Origin of the sequence: Streptomyces diastaticus subsp. diastaticus, from assembly GCF_011170125.1 — a bacterium.
Classification (GTDB): domain Bacteria; phylum Actinomycetota; class Actinomycetes; order Streptomycetales; family Streptomycetaceae; genus Streptomyces; species Streptomyces diastaticus.
The window spans coordinates 2275626-2295931 of the sequence record NZ_BLLN01000005.1 but is presented as its reverse complement, the minus strand read 5'-3'; the positions used below and the strand labels follow the sequence as shown (position 1 = coordinate 2295931).

The 20306-nt window shown below is 73.4% G+C and carries 16 protein-coding genes, 2 tRNA genes and 1 pseudogene; 8 read left to right on the top strand and 11 right to left on the bottom strand.

What is annotated here, in order from left to right; translation table 11 throughout:
• Window positions 1-49 precede the first annotated feature (49 nt).
• Window positions 50-1171, bottom strand: a complete 1122-nt coding sequence (locus tag Sdia_RS27210) for a Gfo/Idh/MocA family oxidoreductase (RefSeq protein ID WP_115067960.1) — start codon at window positions 1169-1171, stop codon at window positions 50-52.
• A 230-nt stretch (window positions 1172-1401) separates the two neighbouring features.
• Here Sdia_RS27210 and Sdia_RS27205 point away from each other — a divergent pair, with 230 nt between their 5' ends.
• On the top strand, window positions 1402-2616 hold the full coding sequence (locus Sdia_RS27205) for a hypothetical protein (RefSeq protein ID WP_115067961.1): 1215 nt from the start codon (window positions 1402-1404) through the stop codon (window positions 2614-2616).
• Window positions 2617-3163: 547 nt separating this feature from the next.
• Here the strand turns inward: Sdia_RS27205 and Sdia_RS27200 are convergent.
• Window positions 3164-3943 carry an HAD-IIA family hydrolase gene (locus Sdia_RS27200; protein ID WP_100454445.1) on the bottom strand — a complete coding sequence of 260 codons (780 nt, stop codon included), beginning with the start codon at window positions 3941-3943 and terminating at the stop codon, window positions 3164-3166.
• Between the two features lie 197 nt (window positions 3944-4140).
• On the opposite strand from Sdia_RS27200, the gene Sdia_RS27195 reads away from it, so the two are divergent.
• The 3 genes and pseudogenes from Sdia_RS27195 to Sdia_RS27185 all read left to right on the top strand — a co-directional run bounded on the left by Sdia_RS27195 (window position 4141) and on the right by Sdia_RS27185 (window position 6682).
• Entirely contained in the window at window positions 4141-4710 is a 570-nt protein-coding gene (locus tag Sdia_RS27195; RefSeq protein WP_100454446.1) for a hypothetical protein, read from the top strand.
• A 2-nt stretch (window positions 4711-4712) separates the two neighbouring features.
• Window positions 4713-5372 (top strand): annotated as a pseudogene (locus Sdia_RS27190) (class F sortase); the annotation flags it as partial.
• Between the two features lie 281 nt (window positions 5373-5653).
• Window positions 5654-6682 (top strand): glycoside hydrolase family 6 protein, encoded by a 1029-nt coding sequence (locus tag Sdia_RS27185; RefSeq protein WP_100454451.1) that lies wholly within the window; start codon window positions 5654-5656, stop codon window positions 6680-6682.
• An 88-nt stretch (window positions 6683-6770) separates the two neighbouring features.
• On the opposite strand, the gene glxA is transcribed toward Sdia_RS27185, so the two are convergent.
• From glxA to Sdia_RS27170, 3 genes are all read right to left on the bottom strand, one after another.
• Window positions 6771-8714 (bottom strand): radical copper oxidase GlxA, encoded by a 1944-nt coding sequence (glxA, locus tag Sdia_RS27180; protein WP_100454453.1) that lies wholly within the window; start codon window positions 8712-8714, stop codon window positions 6771-6773.
• Window positions 8711-10666, bottom strand: coding sequence for a glycosyltransferase family 2 protein (locus Sdia_RS27175; RefSeq protein WP_189499809.1), 1956 nt, complete (start codon window positions 10664-10666; stop codon window positions 8711-8713). Before Sdia_RS27175 ends, glxA begins: the two co-directional genes overlap by 4 nt.
• A 449-nt stretch (window positions 10667-11115) precedes the next feature.
• A tRNA-Lys gene (locus Sdia_RS27170) sits at window positions 11116-11189 on the bottom strand.
• Between the two features lie 423 nt (window positions 11190-11612).
• Between Sdia_RS27170 and Sdia_RS27165 the strand changes: the two genes are divergently transcribed.
• The 3 genes from Sdia_RS27165 (at window position 11613) to Sdia_RS27155 (ending at window position 15217) form a co-directional block, all read left to right on the top strand.
• A complete protein-coding gene (locus Sdia_RS27165) occupies window positions 11613-12785 on the top strand; it encodes a peptidoglycan-binding protein (RefSeq protein WP_308435867.1) in 1173 nt (390 codons plus the stop codon).
• Window positions 12786-12796: 11 nt separating this feature from the next.
• The gene (locus tag Sdia_RS27160) at window positions 12797-14197 is read left to right on the top strand and encodes an SPFH domain-containing protein (RefSeq protein ID WP_115067964.1); all 1401 of its coding nucleotides are present in this window, start codon (window positions 12797-12799) and stop codon (window positions 14195-14197) included.
• A 417-nt stretch (window positions 14198-14614) separates the two neighbouring features.
• Entirely contained in the window at window positions 14615-15217 is a 603-nt protein-coding gene (locus tag Sdia_RS27155) for a lytic polysaccharide monooxygenase auxiliary activity family 9 protein (protein WP_100454461.1), read from the top strand.
• Window positions 15218-15455: 238 nt separating this feature from the next.
• Here Sdia_RS27155 and Sdia_RS27150 read toward each other — a convergent pair.
• A tRNA-Lys gene (locus tag Sdia_RS27150) sits at window positions 15456-15529 on the bottom strand.
• 195 nt (window positions 15530-15724) lie between these two features.
• Here Sdia_RS27150 and Sdia_RS27145 point away from each other — a divergent pair.
• Window positions 15725-16174 carry a pyridoxamine 5'-phosphate oxidase family protein gene (locus tag Sdia_RS27145; RefSeq protein WP_100454463.1) on the top strand — a complete coding sequence of 150 codons (450 nt, stop codon included), beginning with the start codon at window positions 15725-15727 and terminating at the stop codon, window positions 16172-16174.
• A gap of 17 nt (window positions 16175-16191) precedes the next feature.
• On the opposite strand, the gene Sdia_RS27140 is transcribed toward Sdia_RS27145, so the two are convergent.
• The 5 genes from Sdia_RS27140 to ehuB all read right to left on the bottom strand — a co-directional run bounded on the left by Sdia_RS27140 (window position 16192) and on the right by ehuB (window position 20224).
• On the bottom strand, window positions 16192-16935 hold the full coding sequence (locus Sdia_RS27140; RefSeq protein WP_100455111.1) for an IclR family transcriptional regulator domain-containing protein: 744 nt from the start codon (window positions 16933-16935) through the stop codon (window positions 16192-16194).
• Between the two features lie 221 nt (window positions 16936-17156).
• A complete protein-coding gene (gene ehuA, locus Sdia_RS27135) occupies window positions 17157-17972 on the bottom strand; it encodes an ectoine/hydroxyectoine ABC transporter ATP-binding protein EhuA (RefSeq protein WP_100454465.1) in 816 nt (271 codons plus the stop codon).
• Entirely contained in the window at window positions 17962-18612 is a 651-nt protein-coding gene (gene ehuD / locus Sdia_RS27130) for an ectoine/hydroxyectoine ABC transporter permease subunit EhuD (protein ID WP_100454466.1), read from the bottom strand. Before ehuD ends, ehuA begins: the two co-directional genes overlap by 11 nt.
• Window positions 18609-19346: an ectoine/hydroxyectoine ABC transporter permease subunit EhuC gene (gene ehuC / locus Sdia_RS27125; protein ID WP_100454468.1), complete on the bottom strand. Its 738-nt coding sequence runs from the start codon at window positions 19344-19346 to the stop codon at window positions 18609-18611. Before ehuC ends, ehuD begins: the two co-directional genes overlap by 4 nt.
• Window positions 19343-20224, bottom strand: coding sequence for an ectoine/hydroxyectoine ABC transporter substrate-binding protein EhuB (ehuB, locus tag Sdia_RS27120; protein WP_100454470.1), 882 nt, complete (start codon window positions 20222-20224; stop codon window positions 19343-19345). Before ehuB ends, ehuC begins: the two co-directional genes overlap by 4 nt.
• Window positions 20225-20306 lie beyond the last annotated feature (82 nt).

Sequence of the window (20306 nt, the reverse complement as noted above, 5' to 3'; positions counted from 1 at the left end):
GCAGGGCGGGCGGCGGCCGACACCGGACGCCCTGCACCACCCGCGGTGCTCAGCGGCGGCCGACCAGGTCCACCGTCGCGCCGGTGCGCGCCGACTCGCGGGCCGCCTCCAGCACGGTCAGGGCGTCCGCCGCCTCCAGCGCGGTGACCGGGTTCGGGCCGCCCTCGCGCAGGGCCGCGTGGATCGCCCGGTAGTACGCCGGGTAGTCACCGGGCAGGGTCGGTTCGGGGGTGCCGCCGCCGGTCAGCGGGGACTCGCCCGAGCCGACGTGGCCCCACATCGCCTCGCCCTCCTCGCCCCACGGCTCGCGCGGCAGCGGGCGCTCGCCCGCGCGCAGGGCCGCCTCCTGCGGGTCGAGGCCGTACTTCACGTACCCGGCCTGGGAGCCGAGGACCCGGAAGCGCGGGCCGAGCTGGGCGGCGGTGGAGCTGACGTACAGGTGGGAGCGGACGCCGTTGGTGTGGCGCAGGGCCAGGAAGGTGTCGTCGTCGGCCTCCGCGCTGGACCGGCGCACCTCCGCCTCGGCGTAGACCCGGTCGACCGGGCCGAAGAGATGCAGCGCCTGGTCGACGACGTGGCTGCCCAGGTCGTAGAGGAGGCCGCCGATCTCCTCCGGGCGGCCCGACTCGCGCCAGCCGCCCTTGGGCTTGGGCCGCCAGCGCTCGAACCGCGACTCGAAGCGCCACACGTCGCCGAGGGTGCCCGCCTCCAGCAGGGCGGCGAGGGTGCGGAAGTCGTTGTCCCAGCGGCGGTTCTGGAAGACCGACAGCAGCAGCCCGCGCTCCTCGGCCAGCGCCGCCAGCGACCGCGCCTCGGCGGCCGTACCGGCCAGTGGCTTGTCGACGACCACCGGCAGCCCGGCGCGCAGGGCCGCCTCGGCGAGGGCGACGTGGGTCTTGTTGGGGGAGGCGACGACCACCAGGTCCAGCTCGTCCGCGCGCGGCCACAGCTCGTCGGCCGTGGCGGCGAACCGCACCTCGCCGAACTCGGCGCGGGCCGCGTCCCGCCGCTCGGGCGAGGAGGTGACCACGGTGTCGAGGTCCAGCCCCTCGGTGGCGGCGATCAGCGGAGCGTGGAAGACGGAACCCGCCAGGCCGTACCCGACGAGGGCGACCCGGACCGGCGCGACCGCGGCGGAGGCGGCGGTGGGTGCGGTGGTGGCATCAGACATGGCCCCAGCCAAGCACGATCCGCCGCCCCCGCCCCACGGCCGCGCCCCCTTCGCCCCGCAATGGTCGGATTATCGGCCGACCGGGCGATCTCCCGCCGCGGGGCCCGGCTCGAACAGCCGAACCAGGCGTGGCGCGCGCCGCCGTGTCGGGCCCTGCGTGGCAGGGTCGCGCCAACGGCCGACGGCCCCTCCCAGTGCCGTCGGCCGCCGCCCGACCTGGAGGCACGCCCATGCGCTCGCGCACCCCCCTGGCCCTGGTCCTGGCGCTCGCCTCCCCCCTCACCACCGCCTCCGCCCACGCCGTGTCCCCCCAGGCGCCCACCGGGGCCGCCCACGCCCCCGCCGCCCCCGGCGCCCACCCGGCGGGCCCGCCCGTCCCGCTCTGCGTCCAGCCCGACGCGGCCCGGCTGCCGCTCACCGGGCGACTGCGGGACGGGCCCGCGACGCTGCGCGCGGGTGACGGGCCGAGCGGCTTCACGGTCCGGGTCCACAACACCGGCCGGGTCACCTGCCACCGCGTCCACCCGGTGGTCCTCCTCATCGACGAGGACCGTGCCCTGGCCCCCTCGCAGCTGCGCCTCGACTTCCACGACGGGCGGCGCTGGACCCCGGTCCGCCTGCACCACACCTCGCGCCGGGAGAACGTCGGCGTCCTCGACGGCGGCAAGGGGTTCCGCGGCTTCACCGTGGGCCCCGGCGAACGGCGGGACGTACGGCTGCGGCTCGCCGTCCGCGAGGACGCCGGGCCGGGCCGGGTCGCCGTCCGGACCGCCCTGGTCCAGCACCACGACCGGGACGGCCGCTGGGTCGGACACTCGGACACGTACACCTTCGCGCTCCGGGCCGCCGACGGTACGGGTCCCCGGCGGCCCGTACCGCCCCCGCACCCGCCGGGAAACGAGCAGCCGGCCGACCGTCGCGACGCCACCCCGACCCCCGTGCGGCCCCCCGCCGTCCCCGCCCCGCCGAGCCCCTGGCCCCTGCCCGATCCGTGGGTGACCGGGGAACCCCCGCCCGCGTCACGGTTCCCCACGGAAGCGCCCCTGCCGACCGGGCGGCCGGCGTCCCCACCGCCGCCCGGCGTACGGGCCTCGCCCGCCCACCCCGCCCCGAGCCGCCACGGCACCCCGCCGCCGAGCCCTGGGGCAGCCCCGGACGGGCCGGACGCCGAGCCGCCCACGGGACGGACTCCGGACGCCGAAGCGCCCACGGGCCCGACCCCGGAGGCTCCCGACGGTGCGCCGGGCCGCGCCCCGCGGAGCGGGCCCGGCGACTCCCCGCGCCACGACGGGGACCCGCGCCACCCCGCGAGCGGGAGCGGGGAAGGCCGCCCAGAGCTGGCCGAGACCGGGGACAGCGCCCTCTCGCCCGGAGTGCTCGCGGTGGTCCTTCCGGCCTCCGGCGCGGTTCTGCTGAGACTCGCCCGGCGTCCGCGCCGCCCTTGAGCGGCGTCGGGGCGAGCCGGCCTGTCGGTCCCGTACCGTCCGGGGTTCCCGGCCGCCCGCGCCCGGCTCCGTGCTCCGCCCGTAGGGCGCCCGCCCCCCCTCGCGGCGCGACGGTGAGAACACGGCCATCGCCGCGGTCACCCCCGCGACCAGCGGAACACCGCGACGACACCGAACGCGGCCAAGGCGTCACCACTCGGCCCGTGCGCCGGGGGGCGCGCCGCCCCTGCCGCAGCCGGCGAGGCGGAGCGGGCACGTCGCGCCTCCGCCGCGCCGGGCCGGTTCGGCGCGGCGGCGCCGTCAGCGGTGCCGAGGACCCGGTTTCACCAAGAAGGCGGCGAAGCCCGGCGAGGCGCCGAGGGCCGGCGGCACGGCCGGGCCCCCGCCGCCGGCTCCGGTCCCGGCCACGCGCGCCGTCGGTGGAGAAGGCGGCGACCCGGGGCCGGGCCACTTGGGCCCTGCCCGCCGCGGGCGCCCGACGCGGCTCCGGCCCGCGGCGCGTGGGTCGCCGACGGCACCGGCGGCCCGCCCGGCCCCGGGGCAGCCCCTAGATCCGGTCGACCAGGTCCGCGATCGAGTCCACGACCTCGGTCGCCCGGTACGGGAAGCGGTCCAGCTCGGAGACGGACGTCAGCCCGGTCAGCACCAGGTAGGTCGTCATCCCGGCCTCCAGGCCGGCGAGGACGTCGGTGTCCATCCGGTCGCCGATCATCGCGCTCGACTCCGAGTGGGCGCCGATGGTGTTGAGGCCGGTCCGCATCATCAGCGGGTTGGGCTTGCCGACGAAGTACGGCTCCTTGCCGGTCGCCTTGGTGATCAGCGCCGCCACCGAACCCGTCGCCGGCAGGACGCCCTCGGTGGACGGGCCGGTGTTGTCCGGGTTGGTCGCGATGAACCGGGCGCCGCCCTTGATCAGCCGGATCGCCTTGGTCAGCGCCTCGAAGGAGTACGTCCGCGTCTCGCCCAGGATGACGAAGTCCGGGTCGCTGTCGGTGAGGATGTACCCGGCCTCGTGCAGGGCCGTGGTCAGGCCCGCCTCGCCGATGACGTAGGCGGTGCCTTCCGGGTTCTGGCTGCTCACGAAGTTGGCGGTGGCAAGCGCGGAGGTCCAGATGTTCTCCACCGGCACCTCCAGCCCGATCCGCTTCAGCCGGGCGTGCAGGTCGCGGGCGGTGTAGATCGAGTTGTTGGTGAGCACCAGGAAGGGCTTGCCGGAGTCACGGAGCTTGGTGAGGAAGGAGTCGGCGCCGGGGATCGGCACTCCTTCGTGCATCAGGACGCCGTCCATGTCCGTGAGCCACGACTGAATCGGCTGACGCTCTGTCATGGGTGCGGGCTCCTGCCTACGCGTTGCTCATGGGATCAACAGCCTACCCAGGGCCCGGGACCCACGCCGCCGGGAGCCCGGCCGCCGGGCGGTCACCCGGACGGCGCAACCCTCGCCCGACGCGCCGCCCTTCCCCGCGCAGCCGAGTGGCGCCGCCCCGGAGGGCGGGTGAACCTGCGGAGGACAGGAGGTTCACCATGCGCATTCACCGCATCACCGTGCGTGCCGCCGCGCTGGCCGCCGCACTGACCCTGACCCCCCTCGCCGCCGCCTCCGCCGCGGTCGCCGGTGACGAGGAGAACCACGGCAACCACCACCGCCCGGGACGGGTCACCGTCTCCCCGTCCACCGTCTCACCGGGCGGCGAGGTCACCCTGCGCGTCGACGTCTGCCGGGGCAAGGAGGCCGTCGGGTTCTCGGAGGCGTTCGCCGGGGACGCCTGGTTCGCCCCCTCGGCCGACCGCGGCGAGCTCTACGCGGAGGCCCGGATCCGGTCGGACGCCGAGCCCCGCCAGTACGAGATAAAGGTGGACTGCAAGGACAAGGGCAACCGGCACGCCCGCGGTACGGTCACCGTCGTCCACCACAAGCCGCGCCCGCACGCCCCGGTGAGCGCCGGTGGCGGCGGCACCGCCGAGGTCGCAGCCGAGGCGACGGGCAACGAGGGTCCCGGCGTCTCGCAGGCGGTCGTCGGCGGCGCCCTCGTCTCGGCCGCGGTCCTCGCCTTCGCCGGCCACCGGCTGCGCCGCGGCAGGCGTACGGACTGACCATGGCCGAAGGCAAGCGCGCGCACAGCAGGCTGATCACCACCGCGGCGTGGGCCGTGCTGCTGCTCGGCCTGTGGATCTGGGGGCGCGAGGTCTCCGACGGCTCGCCGCCGCCGGGCACGGGCAGCGGGCGGTCCTCGGCGGTGGGCGGCGCGGCCGGCGCCGACCTGCCGCCCGCCCACGACCCGCTGCCCGCCTCGCCCCCGGTGCGGGTCGACGTCCCGTCCGTCGGCGTCTCCTCGGCCGAGGTCGTCTCGCGCGGCCTCGACGAGAGGGGAGCCGTCGCCCCGCCGTCGTTCGACACCCCGGACACCGTGGGCTGGTACGACTCCGGGCCCCAGCCCGGCGAGGAGGGCGCGGCCCTGCTCGTCGGCCACGTCGACACCCGCACCCGGCCCGCCGTCTTCTACACCCTGAGCGCCACCGAACCCGGCGCCCGTGTCCGGGTGGCACGGGAGGACGGCACGATCGCCGAGTTCACCGTCGAGGACGTCCAGGTGCTGGAGCGCGAGGGGTTCGACGCGCAGAAGGCGTACGCCCCGCGGCAGGAGGGGCGCGCGGAGCTGCGCCTGATCACCTGCGGCGGCACCTTCGACAAGGCCCGCAACACCTACACCGCCAACGTCGTCGTCTCGGCCTACCTCACCGGCACCGCCACCGCCGACGAGGCCGAGGCCGGGAACGCGGCCGAGGGCCGCACCGCGCGGGCCGCCCGCGCCGAGACGGCCGGCACCGGGCCCCTCACGGAGGCGGCCGTCCCGCCCCCGGCCGGGGTGCGCCGCGCCGGGAGCGGCGAGGCCCTGCTGCCCTCCATGGCGATGGCCCCCTGAACCGCGCGGTGCTCCCGTCGGCACGGTGGCCGTCTCCCCGCCCCGGGACACGGCCACCGCGCCGCCCGGCTATGTCAGGATTGCCGCACGACGGTGCACCCGAGGGGGAGTGGATGTACGGCAAAGACACCGGCCGCGGCCGAGGGTTCCGGCGCCGGGGGGCGGGAGCGGTGGCCGTGGGGGCGGCGCTGCTGCTGTCCGGCTGTTCCGGTTCCTCCGGCGAGGAGCCCGAGGCGAAGCCCGGCGTGAGCCAGCAGCCCAAGGGCGAGGACCCGTACTGGGTCAACCCGGACGGCAACGCGGCCCGGCAGGTCGCCACCTACGAGGACGACGGCAGGAAGGACGAGGCCGCGCTGGTCCGCCGTATCGCGGAGCAGCCCGTCGCCGACTGGCTGGGCACGGAGAAGCCCGAGGAGGAGGCGCGCGGCTTCACCGAGGCCGCCAAGGCCGCCGACCGCGAGGCACTGCTGGTCCTCTACAACATCCCGCACCGCGACTGCGGCAACTACTCGGGCGGCGGCGCCGCCGACGGCGACGCGTACCGCGCCTTCGTCGACTCGGTCGCCAAGGGCATCGGCGACCGCCCCGCCACCGTCATCCTCGAACCGGACGCCGTCCTCCACCTGGTCGACGGCTGCACGCCGGAGCAGTTCCACGAGGAGCGGTACGACCTGCTCAAGGGGGCGATCAAGACCCTCAAGGCGCTGCCCGACACCAAGGTCTACCTCGACGCGGGCAACGCCGGCTGGGGCAAGCCCGACCAGATCTTCGAGCCGCTGACCTGGGCGGGCGTCGCCGAGGCCGACGGCTTCTCGGTCAACGTCTCCAACTTCTACTCCACCGAGGACTCCGTCGCCTACGGCAAGGAGCTCTCCGCCAAGGTGGCGGACAAGCCCTTCGTGGTGGACACGAGCCGCAACGGCAACGGCCCCTTCACCGACGGCGACCCGGCCGAGCGCTGGTGCAACCCGCCCGGCCGCGCCCTCGGCGAGGCCCCCACCACCAGGACCGGCGACGACCTGGTCGACGCCTACCTGTGGATCAAGCGCCCCGGCGAGTCCGACGGCGAGTGCAAGGGCGGTCCGAAGGCCGGGCAGTGGTGGCCCGAGTACGCGCTGGGGCTGGCGAAGGCGGCGAAGTAGCGCCGGCCGGCCGGCGCCGGCACCCATGAGGAAGGGCGCCCCCACCACGGTGGGGGCGCCCTTCCTCATGCGCGGGCCGAGTCGGGTGTCAGCTGTCGATGTGCACCCAGACCGCCTTCGAGGGCGTCCCCGCGTCGTCCACGGCGAAGAGCATGTACCAGCCGTCCTGGACGAGGTTGCGGTTCTTCGGGATCGTCACCTCGATGCCGTCGTCCGTCTTCTCCATGTCCAGCGCGATCGAGCGCTGGTCCACGTCGGTGACGTGGGTGGAGGCGCTCGGCCGGATGAGCCGGGCCTCCTTGATGGAGGCGGCCTGCAGCGAGTCGAAGACGGCGCTCTCGCCCCGGGCCATCTCCTTCGGGCCGCCGCTCAGCGTCGGCCGGGCGTCCTTGTAGAGGTACGGCGGCGTGTAGATCTCGATGCGCTGGTCGAAGGTGCCCGGCTTGGTGTTGCCCTCGTCCGCGTAGAGCGGGTCCGAGCCGAAGATCACGACGCGGCCGTCGGGCAGCAGGATCGACCCGGAGTGGTAGTTGCGGCCCACCGCCGGGTCGGCCACCCGGCGCAGGGTGTTCGCCTCGGTGTCGTACAGCCGGGCCTCCTTGATGTCGGAGTCCCCGCGGCCCCGGTAGTCCTCGGAGCCGCCGGTGATCAGCACGCTGTCGTCGGGGAGGACCGAGGTCTGCGGGTAGCGGGTGCCCTTGTCGAGGGACGGCCCGTCGGTGAAGCGCGGGGTGTCGTCCTTCAGGTCGATGATCCGGGTCTTCTCGCTGGACCGCTCGGACTCACCGACCCCGCCGCCGCCGACCACCATGAACCGCTCGTCCTGCGCGGGCGGCAGCAGCACCGTCGCGGAGGTCTCCATCAGCTTCGGGTCGCTGAGCCCCGGCAGCTTGCGGAACTTGTTGGTCTCGAAGTTCCAGATGCCCGGGTCGCGGCCGACGTCCGCCGGGCCGTAGCCCGCGTTGGAGCCGGAGTAGAAGAGCTGGCCGTCGGGGAGCAGGAAGACCGCCGGGTAGGTCGGCAGTTGCCGGACGCCCTCGGTGTACGTCCACTTCTTGGTCTCGGGGTCGTAGACCTCGTTCTTGCCCGGGACGATCTGGCCGATCTCGTCCAGGCCGGAGAGGCTGAGGACCTTCCCGTCGGAGAGCGTGGTGAGGGTCGGGTACCAGCGGGCCTCGTTCATCGGGTCGACGGGTATGTACTTCTCCGCGACCGGGTCGAACTCGTAGGCGTCCTTGATGCCCTGGAAGTCCTTCTTGTCCAGGGCGAGCTTCTGTGCGATGCCGTACAGGTTGCGGGTGTCGGAGCCCTTGAGGCCCTGGATGCGGTAGTTGTCCTCGGTGCCGGTCTCGTACTCGCGGCCGCTGCGCTCCGCCTCGACGTAGACCCGGCCGAGGCCCGCCTCGGTCCGCAGGAAGGCGCCGGTCTCCTTGTCGAAGACCTTCTCGGCGCGTTCGACGGTGATGTTGTCCTTGGCGACGAACGTCCGGCCGTTCTCCTTGCCGGTGAACTTGGTCCCGGCCTTGATGGTCTTCGGCGCGTCCGGGTCCTCGTTGTGCACCACCATCAGGCCGCCGGCCTTGGTGACGTCGCCCTTCAGCTTCTCGTACCGCTTCGTGCCGCCGGCCACCAGCAGTTTGCCGTCGCCGAGTTGGGTGTGGCCGGTGCAGAAGAGGTCGTTGGGGGTGTGGATGTTCTTGAAGGTGTTCTCGGCCGGGTCCCACAGGACGGTGTCGAACTTCTTCGCGTCGAAGTTGGCCTGGTTGTTGCCGGAGCCGGCGACCAGCAGCACCTTCCCGGTGTGCAGCAGCGCCGCGTGGATGGTGTTGAGCCGGTACTTCGCCGGCATGTCGACGAAGTCCCAGTGCCCGTTCTCCGCCTTGTACTCCGGCCGGTTGATCTTGTACTCGTGGTACTGGGCGGAGCCGAAACGGTACAGCGCGGGCCCGTTCATGCCCGCGACGGCCAGGACCACGGCACCGCCGATGGCGAGACGGCGGGCCCGGCGGCGGCTGGTGAAGCGGTCGGTCATTTCTTACGTCCCCCGAGGGCTGTCTGCATCGTCTGGTCGTTCGCGGCCCAGGCGGGCCCGGCCGGGCCGTGGTCCGGCGGCCGGCCGTCCGGCTCCGGCGGGAGTGGTCCGGCGTCCGGCCCCGGAGCGGTGGGCAGGGGGCGGCCCGCCGCGTGCGCGGCCCTGCTCCTGCGCTCCTGGCGCATCGACAGGCGCCAGACGGCGATCGGCGCGGCCGTGATCAGCAGGGCGAGCGTGGCCCAGACGATCATGGCGGGGTGGTTGTTGCCGAAGAAGAACGACACCGCCACCGAGGCACCGAAGACGAGGATGAAGAAGAGGTGGATGCGGAAGGTGCCGAAGAGCGTGTCCGGGCTGGAGGAGTCGCCCTTGGGCGTCACCACGAACCTGCTCTTGCGGCGCAGCACCGAGTCCATCAGCGAGCGGGCGTACAGCGGCGCCGACATCGCCGACATCGCCATCCCCGCCACGCCGCCGGAGCCCTCCGGCTCGTGCGGGGAGACGTTGTGGCGGCGGTTCCAGATGTACAGGCCGATCTGGAGCGCGGAGGCGTTGCCGTAGAGCATCAGCCAGATCGTCGGGTCGATGTTGACGCCGGAGGCGCCGAGGCCGAGGAAGAGGGCGCAGGAGAGCGCGGCCAGGATCCAGTTCAGTGCCGACATCGGATAGAAGACGATCATCATCGTGTAGTTGAAGAGCTTCGTCGGCGGCAGCGAGTAGAAGCCCTTCCAGTACTGCTTGAGGATCGTCTCGTACGTCCCGCGCGACCAGCGCAGCTGCTGGGTGAAGAAGTCGGTCCAGGCGGTCGGGCCCTCACCGACGGCCAGTACGTCCGGCGTGTAGACGGAACGCCATTTCCTGCCCGTCGCCGGGTTCTTGGCGCGGTGCATCTCGAACCCGGTCGCCATGTCCTCGGTGATCGAGTCGTACAGGCCGCCGATCTGCTTCAGGGCCTTGATGCGGACCGCGTTGGAGGTGCCGACGAACATCGGCGCGCCGTAGCGGTTGCCCGCCCGCTGGATCAGCGCGTGGAAGAGGAACTGCTGCGACTCGGCGGCCTTGGTGACGAAGGTGTCGTAGTTGCCGTAGACCTGCGGGCCGATGACGAAGCCGACGTCCGGGTCGCGGAAGAAGCCGAGCATCCGCTCCAGGTAGTTGGGGAGCGGCACGTGGTCGGTGTCGACGGAGGCGAAGAAGTCGTAGTCGTCGCCGTGCGCGTCGAGCCAGGCGTTGTAGTTGCCGTGCTTGGTCCTGGCGCGGTGCGGGCCCTTCGCCTGGTTCCAGCGGGCCACGCCCTTGCGGGAGAAGTGGTGGACGCCGAGCCGCGCGCAGACCTCGCGGACCTCGGGGTCGTTCCCCTCGTCCAGCAGCCAGATGTGGAGCAGCCCCCGGTGGCGCAGCTTGACCGCCGCCTCCAGGGTCTTCGTCACCATCTCGATCGGCTCCTTGCCGGGCACGAACGAGGTGAGGAAGGCGACCTTGGTGCCCGTCTCGGGCACCACGGGTATCGGATCGCGGGCGACGAGGGTGGCGTGCGCGTTGGATATCACGTTCATGCAGCGGAAGAACTCGATCAGTCCGATCGAGACGAGCATGACCGTGTCCAGCGCGGGCAGGAAGTCGTACGCCGGGTAGTCCCGCTCGGTCCAGTGCTCGGGCTGCATCAGCCAGACGAAGAGGGTGAGCGAGAGCAGGGGAGCGGCGCAGAGCAGGGCGGCCGCGCGGATGCGGTGGGGCTCCTCGGAGAGGAGCGAGCGGTAGCGGACCTTGTACGGCTTGGACGGGTCCGGCTGCGTGAGCGGGCCGGCGAGCCGGCTGTAGTGCTCGTAGTCGTAGCGCGGCAGCGTCTTCTTGATGCGTCGCGCGCCGCCCGTGCGGTGCGACACCGCCCGCAGCTGGGTGGTCTGTGACGGGTCGGATTCGCTCCGCCCACCCGTCGGGCTCGACGTCATGTCTCATTCCCCCCGCACGCGGGCGCGCCCGCGTGGTCGTCGGTCCTTCGCCCGGCGAGGGTCTCCCCTGGACCTCGCGGACGCGTCAGTGGGAGGCGTGCCCGCGCCTGGGCGGCGCGGCGTCCCTCACCTCAGACAGTTCGGGCGGCCTTCCGGTTGCATGATGCCCTCAGCCGCGCCTGTTTTCGAACGGGCCCCCTCCCCGCCTCCCCCGCGCGGCCGTCCGGTCCCCCCGGTGTCCTGTGACGCCCGTCTCGTCCGGGCCCGCGGCTCCAGGTCAGGGTTCTACGCGCGCACGCATGATCGCAAGAGGGTCCCGTACCGGGGGCTCGCGAGGGCGGGGTGGGGGCGCGCATGGGCGGGAGCACGCCCCTGCGGGACCGGCTCCCGCCCCCGGGGGGAACAACGGAAGAGGCCCCCTGTGGAGCAGGGGGCCTCTTCCGTGTCTGTGCGCCGCCAGGGACTCGAACCCCGGACCCGCTGATTAAGAGTCAGCTGCTCTAACCAACTGAGCTAGCGGCGCGTGCTGACCTGCGCAACTCTACCCGACGTCGAGGGGTGGTCGGTGCACCCGCCCCGGCGGGGCCGGGAGTGACCCGCGTCACCGGGTCCGGGTGGCGGGCCGGTCGGCGGGGGCGAGCCGCTCCGCGTACGCGGCGAGGCGCCCGGCACCGCACCCTTTCGGCGGGCGCCCGCCGGCGCCGTCCGTCGTACCGTCAACATGCGCCCTTCGCCCCCAGTTGAGAAACTGACGCCCGTGCAGATGTGCGTCGAATTCATCACCGCCCGCGCGGGAGAGCGCGCGGCGATTCCCTTTTCCGAGGAATTCCGTCCGGGGATCGAATGCGGCTGTACCGGATGCGTCCGTTTCCGGCATTCCGGCGGGGAATCTCCGGCGGCACGCCGGGAGAGGCGGCGCGGCGCGCGCGGGGTACGCCGCGCCCTGTTGCTGGCGGCCGCCGCGGCCACCGCCGCCTGCGCCCATCTCACCCCCGCCCTCGCCGGCGAACCGCCACCGTCGCAGGGCCCCCCACCACGGGTCACGGAGGTCGCGCCGGGCAGCCCGCAGGGGGCGGTCGCCCCGCTGTACGGCCCGCCCGGGCCGACCGCCACACCGCTCGGCGGCCCGCCCGCGCCCAGGCCGACCACCCGGGCGGAGATCATCGAGCGGGCCGAGAAATGGACCCGTGCGAAGGTCCCGTACGCCATGGACGGGTACTGGTCCGACGGCTACCGGCAGGACTGTTCGGGATTCGTCTCGATGGCATGGAATCTGGGCCGGAGTGAATGGACGGGAAGTCTCGCGAGCGTCGCGGAACGCATCACCAAGGACGATTTGCAGCCCGGCGACATTCTCCTCTTCCACAATGCCGAGAACCCGGAGGGCGGCTCGCACGTCACCCTTTTCGGCGGCTGGACCGACAGCGCCCGCACCCGGTACACGGCGTACGAGCAGACCCGCCCCGCCACCCGCCGGCAGGCCACCCCGTACGCCTACTGGACGAACAGCGCGCGGTTTCTTCCGTACCGGTACCGCGGCCTGGCCGGCGGCGGCCGGACGGACCCGAGCGGGCCCGTCCGCGCCCGTCCGGGCGCCGACTCTTCCGGACCGGGCGCGCGGAACGCCCACGTGACCCGGCTCGGGCAGCGGCTGGTGGCGCGCGGCGGCGGGCGGCCCCACCAGGACGGGCCCGGCCCGCGGCGGCCCGAGGCCGACCGTCGGGCGACCCCGGCGTTCCAGCGCCCCGAGGGCTGGAGAGGGTCGCAGGCCGACGGGCTGCCGGCGCCCGTGACCTGGTCGTACCCGGCCGGCGGGAGCGGCGAGGGCGTCGCGGCGGGGAAGGCGGCCCGCCCGCCCGGCCCGCCGCCGTCCGGGACCGTGCCCGCCCACCCGGGGGCCGCCCTCTTCCGGCCGGGGCAGAGCCGTCCCGCGGTCGAGCGGCCCGGGTGGCGACCGGTCGCCGAGGGCTCCGGCCGCCACCACCGGCAGGGCCCCGGGCCGCGCCGGCCCGAGGCCGACCGGCGCGGCACCGCCGACTTCCAGCGCGCGCGGGGACGGCGGGGCAAGGACGCCGACGGATGTCCGGGCCGCGAGACCTGGCGGCGACTCTTCTCTTGACGGAGGCACGGATGAGCACCACCAGCAGCGGTACCGGCCGGGAGCGCGGCGGCCTCGCGGAACCGGTGGCACACGCCGGGCTCCCCGGCCCCGCCGACCCGTCCGCGGCCGGCCCGGACCCGGCGGTCCCGGGCACGGCCACGCCCGCCGGGGCGGAGCGCCCCGCGCCCCCCGACGCCGGCACGCCCGCCGGTCCGCCGGCGCCCGGACCGGGGGCCGCCACCGGGTCGGCCGTCGGCTCCGCCCCGGTCGCCGCCACCGAGACCCCGGAGGTCTCCCCGCCTCCGTCGCGGGCCGTCCGCCTCATCCGTAACGCGGACACCATGGAGATCCCCGTCCACCTGCTCTTCCGTGAGGAGCCCGAGGAGGGTGGGCGGGCGGCCCCCGGACGCCCGCCCGACCCGTTCACGCTGCGGCCGGACCCCGGCGCGCGGTACACCGCGGCGGTGGCGCGGGGCGCCGCCCGGCCGGCCGGGCCGGACGCCGCAGGGCATCGCGGACCGCTGCACTGCCCGCCCGCTCTGGACGCGGCGGTCCCGGCGGAACGGCCCGCGCCCTCCTTGCCGGGTGGCCTCGCGGTGGCCGTCGCGGCGGGCGGGGCGGCCACCGCCGGGACCGCCCTGTGGTGGGGCGGCCTGCTCCCGGCGGTGGCGTGGCTGCCCCCGGCCGGGGCGCAGCTCGGCGAAGTGGCGGCCTGGGGGCTGGCCGCCGGGGCCGGGGCGCTGACGGCGGTGTCGCTCGGCGGGCTGGCCCGGGGGAGGACCGGGTGGGCCTGGGTGCAGGGCCGCTTCGGCCGGTACCGGGGGACGGTGCGCCGGACCGGGCTGGTCTGGCTGAACCCGCTGCTGGCCCGCCGCCGGGTGGACGTACGGCTGCGGCACTGGCGCAGTGAGCCGCTGCCCGCGGTGGACGCCGACGGCGTGGCGGTCCGCGTCGTGCTGCACGTGGTGTGGCGGGTGACCGACACCGCGCGGGCCGCGCACGCCGTGGACGACGTGCCCCGCCACCTCGGCGAGTGCGCGGAGGCGGCGCTCGCCCGGGTGGTGTCACGGCGGCCGGTGGACGCCTTCCGGCCGGGTGTGCCGACGCTGCGGCACACCGAGGCGGTGGCCGAGGAGCTGACCGGGCTGGTGGCCGGGGCGGCGGCGGTGGCCGGTCTCGAGGTCTTCGCGGTGCAGCCGGTGCGGATCGAGTACGCGCCCGAGGTGGCGGCGGCGATGGGGCGCCGACGGCTGGCCGCGCTCGACGCACTGCACCGGGACACCCTGCTCGGCGAGGCGGTCGACGCGGTGGAGGAGACGGTGCGGCGGCTGACCGCGCGCGGCCTCGTCGAGCTGGACGGGTACGAGCGCAAGGCGCTGGTGCGCGACCTGACCGTGGCGTTCTGCACCGGGTGGACCGCCGGGAACTGAGCGGACGTCAGTGGGAGCGTACGGCTGCTCGGACGGACGCGCGCGAACACCGGCGGAACGCGGGGCGGCCCTGGGGCGAAAGCCGGCGGAAGTCGGGGAGCGGTTCACGTCAAGGGGCCGGATCGGGTGAAAACGCTCGATACCGGCCCCTGTACCTGTGTACCCCCGGCCTGCCGTGGTGGTTCCGAGAGGCCCCCGTTGACCTGCGCCTATTCCTGGGGCTGGTGAGACGCGGCGGTAGAGACCACTGGCGCCGGAGGGGGTGGCCGGAAGGTAATACCACGTCAGAGGTGCCGCTGTCCCAGTTCCGCGATTGGTATGGACATGGTGATGTGGCCGCTCTAATCTCGGCTTTGGTCTAGACCGCAGTGCGCACGCCTCACCGGAGTTCCCCCACGTCCCCCAGGGAGCGGCACCATGCGAAACAAGAAGACATACGCGGCCGTCGTCGGCGCAGCCACGCTCGGCGCGCTCGCCTTCGCCACCGGCGGCGCCAGCAGCCACGGCTACGTCGACCAGCCCATCAGCCGGGCGAAGCTGTGTGCCAACGGCACCGTCAGCAACTGTGGCTCGATCCAGTGGGAGCCGCAGAGCGTCGAGGGCCCGAAGGGCTTCCCGGCGGCCGGCCCCGCCGACGGCGCGCTCTGCTCCGCCGGCAACGCCGGCTTCAAGCAGCTCGACGCCGCGAAGGCGCCGAACGGGTCCGACTGGCCGGCCACCCAGGTCACCGGCGGACAGGGCTACACCTTCCGGTGGCAGTTCACCGCCCGGCACGCCACCACGGACTTCCGCTACTACATCACCAAGGACGGCTGGGACTCCAGCAAGCCGCTCACCAGGGCCTCCCTGGAGTCGCAGCCCTTCCTGACGCTGCCCTACGGCGGCCAGCAGCCGCCGGCCACCCTGTCCCACCAGGGCACCATGCCCACCCAGAAGTCCGGGAAGCACGTGATCCTGGCCGTCTGGAACGTCCACGACACCGGTAACGCCTTCTACTCCTGCGCCGACGTCAAGTTCTGATCCGACGCTCCGCAGCAGTCGGCACCGCCGCACCCCGGCGGTGACCCCCCACCCGCGCGGCATCGCGCCGCCACCGGACCCGCCGTCCGGCCGCGCCCCGTGAGCAGGCCGGACCGCGGATCGGGTGTGGCCCCGGAGACGGTCCTCTCCGGGGCCGCACCGCGTTCCGTCCTCCCGCTCCGCCCGGGGCCGGGACGGCAAAAGCCCCCCGCTTCCGCGAGGGGCTTCCGTCTGTCTGTGCGCCGCCAGGGACTCGAACCCCGGACCCGCTGATTAAGAGTCAGCTGCTCTAACCAACTGAGCTAGCGGCGCCTGCTGACGAGAAAATAATACCTGGTCCGCGCGGTGCTCCCGACCACGTGGCCGTGGCCCGCCTCACACCGGGCGCGGCCGCCCCGGCCGCGTCCGTTCGGGGGAGAGGCGGCGTCCGCGCGCGAGACCGGGGCCCCTGCCTGGCATCAACCCAGAGGACGGCCCAGCGGGCGGCGCGACGAAAGGACCCTTCCCATGGCACTCGACCGACAGGAGCGCGAGGAATTCCTCGCCGGCCGGCACGTGGCGTCCCTGGCGGTGGAGCGGGGCGACGGCCGGGCGCCGCTGACCGTGCCGATCTGGTACTGGTACGAGCCCGGCGGCCAGGTCCGGGTGATCACCGGAGCCGACTCGGCCAAGGCGCGGCTCATCTCGGCCGCCGGGCGCTTCAGCCTCCTCGTGCAGCGCACGGTGCCCACGTACGTCTACGTCAGCGTGGACGGGCCGGTGGTCGCCGCCACCCCCACGACCGTGGCCGACATGGTCACCGAGGCGTCCCGCTACCTCGACGCCGAGGGCGTCGACGACTACGTCTCCGGCAGCGGCGTGACCGCCACCGACTCCGCCGGGCTCCTCACCCTCAGCCTCCAGCCCGAACACTGGCTCTCCGCCGACCTCGGCTGGGGGCAGCGGGAGCCCTCCTGACCCGGGGCGGCCGCGGGTCACAGGGCCAGGGACAGAAGGACGGGAGCCGCGTGGCGGTTCAGGGCGAGGGCCGCGTCGTGGAGGCGGTGGGCGTGTTCCACCGGCAGGGAGAGCGCGAGGCAGTTGGCGGAGGAGCCCGCGGTCAGGGGCACCGCCGCGCAGACGGTCCCCACCGCGTACTCCTGGAGGTCGAGCACGGGCACACTCGGCACGTGCGCCTCCAGGCGGGTGAAGAGCGCCCGCTCGCTGGTGATCGTCCGCGAGGTCAGCCGCGCGGGCCGGTGCCGCGCGAGGTGGTCCCGCCGCCCGTTCACGTCGAGCTGGCTCAGCAGGCTCTTGCCGACGGCGCTCGCGTGCGCCGCCGACCGGAAGTCGACCCACTCGTTGACCCGTGGTGCCGCGGGCCCGTCCGCGACGTCGGTGACCCGGATCTCCCCGTCCACGTACCGGCTGACGTACACGGCCGCCCCGATGGTGTCACGCAGCCGCTCCAGGCGCCGCTGGAGCCGCCCGCGCACCACGGCCCCCGCGGGCTCCGTGCCGGGGGTCCCGGCGACGTACCCGCCCTCGGGCAGCAGCCGGACGTACTCCTCGGCGCGGAGCATCCGCAGCAGCGGGGCCACCTCGGAGCGGGGCAGGCCGGTGGCGGCGGCGATGCGTGACTCGCTGATGCCCGAGGAGTGGCGGGAGACGGTCTCCAGGATGCGCAGCGCCCTGCGTACGGAGCGGTACGGGGCGGCGGACTCGTACGTCAGTGCCACGGTTTCCCCCTGCATGGGCCGGACGTGGATCGCTGGGCTCATCGTCACGATAACCGCCAAGCCCCCTCATGCGCCCGGGTGTTGGACGACTGTCCGTCCCGCTGGTCAGGAACGCGCCACTCTGGCACATGCCGGGGGCATACCCGTGAGCGCACGGGGGCGCACGGCGAAGGGCCGGTGCGCCGTGGTGGCGTACCGGCCCTTCGCGGTGGGACCGAGGGTCAGAGGACCGCGCTGAGGAACTCGCGGGTCCGGGTGTGGTCCGGGTCGCCGAAGATCTTCTCGGCGGTGCCGGTCTCGATGATGTGGCCCTCGTCGAACATCATGACCTGGTCCGAGATGTCCCGGGCGAAGTTCATCTCGTGGGTGACGCAGAGCATCGTGATGTCGGTGCTGCGCGCGATGTCGCGCAGCACGTCGAGGACGCCCGCGACCAGTTCCGGGTCGAGCGCCGAGGTGACCTCGTCCAGCAGCAGCACCTGCGGCCGCATCGCCAGTGCGCGGGCGATGGCGACGCGCTGCTGCTGGCCGCCGGAGAGCTGCGAGGGGTACTTGTCGAGGTGCTCGGTGAGGCCGACCAGCTCCAGCAGGTCACGCGCGCGGGACTCCGCCTCGTCCTTGGAGAGGCCGAGCACGGTGACGGGCGCCTCGGTGATGTTCCGCAGCACCCTCATGTTGGGGAAGAGGTTGAACTGCTGGAACACCATCCCGATGTTCTTGCGCACCTCGCGGATGTGCTTCTCCCCGGCCGGGACCAGCTTGCCGCCCCGCTCCTCGTGCGTGAGGTAGTCGCCGTTGACCCTGATGGTGCCCTCCTCGGGCTTGAGCAGGGTCATCAGGAGTCTGAGGATCGTGGTCTTGCCCGAGCCGGACGGGCCGATCAGGGTGACGTGCTTGCCGGAGTCGACGCCGAAACTCAGGTCGTCGAGGACGGTGTTGCCGCCGAACCGCTTGGTGACCTTGTCGAAGCGGATCAGCTCCTTCCCGTCCACCGGGGGGTTGGCTTCCTGGTTGCTGGGGGTGGTGTCAGCGGACAAGACGACGCTCCAGGGCTCGCAGAAGAAGAGACGCCGGGTAGGCGATGAGGATGAAGGCGATGCCGACGACGGTCAGCGGTTCCGTGTACTGGAACGTCGCGGCGCTCTCCAGGCGGGACTGCTGGAGCATCTCCAGCACGCCGATACCGGCCAGCAGCGGCGTGTCCTTGAGCATCGACACGACGTAGTTGCCGAGGGCCGGGACGACGCGGCGGATCGCCTGCGGCAGGATCACCGCGGTCCAGGTGCGGCGGGCGGGCAGGCTCAGCGCGGTCGCCGCCTCCCACTGGCCGACGGGCACGGCGTCGATGCCCGCGCGGTAGACCTGCGCGGTGTACGTCGAGTAGTGCAGGCCGATGGCGATGATGCCGGTGGTGAGTGCGGAGAACTGCACACCCCACTCGGGCAGCACGAAGAAGAGGAAGAACAGCTGCACCAGCAGCGGCGTGTTCCGGATGAACTCGGTGACGACCGTGACGGGCCAGCGGACGAACCGCGTCGGCGCCCGGAAGGCGATGGCCCAGACGAGCCCGAGGCTGAAGGAGATGAGCGAGCCGATCACCGTGGCCTGGAGGGTGACGAGCACCCCGTCCCAGAAGCGCGGCATGAAGTCGGCGACAGCGGACCAGTCCCAGTTCATATGCCGGCACCTCCGGGCTTGTCGGAAAGCTCGGTCTGCTGCCGAAGGCCCAGTCTGGCCATGAGGCCCGGCCCCTTCTCCGGCTTCTGCCCGATGCCGGCCTTGGCCTTGGCCTCCAGGGCGCGCATGCCCCGGGTCAGGACGAAGGCGATGACGAAGTAGATGAGCAGCGAGATCGTGTAGATCTGCGCGCTCTCCTGGGTGGCCAGCCGCACCAGGTAGGCGGCGAAGGAGACGTCACCCACGCCGAGCAGCGAGACGATCGCGGTGCCCTTGAGCAGCTCGATCAGCAGGTTGTTGAAGGGCGGAATCATCTCGGGCACGGCCTGCGGCAGCAGGATCAGGCGCATCCGCTGCCAGGGCGTGAAGCTGAGCGCGACCCCCGCCTCGCGCTGAGCCGGGGTGACCGAGTTGAGCGCGCCCCGCACCACCTCGGCGCCGTACGCGCCGTAGGAGAGGCCGAGGGCCAGCACGGCGGCCCACATGGGCACGAACTGCCAGCCGAAGAGCGGCGGCACCACGAAGAACAGCCAGAACATCAGCACCAGCGCCGACGTGCCCCGGAAGATCTCCGTGTAGAAGCCGGCCAGGAAGCGCACGAACTTCGAGCGGTGCGTGCGCGCCATGCCGATCCCGAAGGCCACCACGGTGGCCAGGGCGGCACTGTAGACCGTCAGCTGGATGGTGACCCAGATACCGGGAAGGACCCAGTTTTCCCACAGACCTGTCGTCATGCGGCGCAGAGCTCCTTCGCCGTCATGGTGGTCATCTCGTTCTTCGTGAACCCGAAGGGGCGCAGGATGCGGAGGAGCTCACCGCTCTTCTTCATCTTGTGCAGCTCCTTGTTGACCGCGTCCCGCAGCTCGGCGTCGTCGAGGCGGAAGGCGAAGCCGCCGCCGTCGATCCGCTCCTTGCCGCCGACCAGCGGGGCGAAGGGCTCGGTGACCTCGGCCTTGCGGCTCTTGGCGACCACCGTGCGGGTGGTCAGCGCCGTCCCGGCGAAGACGTCGACGCGGCCGGACTCGACGGCGTTGAGACCGGCGACCTGGTCCTGGAGGATCACGATGTCCCGCTCGGGGACCCCCGCCTCCACGGCGTACTCGATCTCGGCGTACCCGGCGCCCGTGGCGAACTTGGCCTTGGACTCGACCACGTCCTGGTAGTTCCTGAGGTTCTTCGGGTTGCCCTTGGGGACGATGAAGGCGTCCAGCATCTGGTACTCCGGGTCCGCGAAAAGGACCTGGCCGCACCGTTCCTCGTTGATGTACATGCCGGCCGACACCACGTCGAACTGCTGGGAGCCCAGGCCGGGTATGAGCGAGCCGAACTCGGTCGCCACCGGCTGGACGTTGGCTATTCCCAGGCGTTTGAAGATCACCTTGGCGAGTTCCGGAGCCTCTCCGGTGAACTCGCCGCTCTCGTCGATGTACCCGAAGGGCACCTCCCCCGCGATGCCCAGGCGGACCATGCCGGCGGAGCGGAGCCGCTCCAGCGTGCTGCCCTCCGGCACCCGTGAACAGCCCGTCGTACCCACCGCCCCGGCCGTGCCCAGCACGGCCGCGCCGGCGAGGAGCGACCTTCGTCGTATGCCTCGTCGTCTACTCGGAACCATGGGCGCGCGGCTACCCGAACTCACGCAAGGTATGCGGACGAATTTGCGCCCATGTCGTGGGAGGTACCGGCGGGAGCCAGTG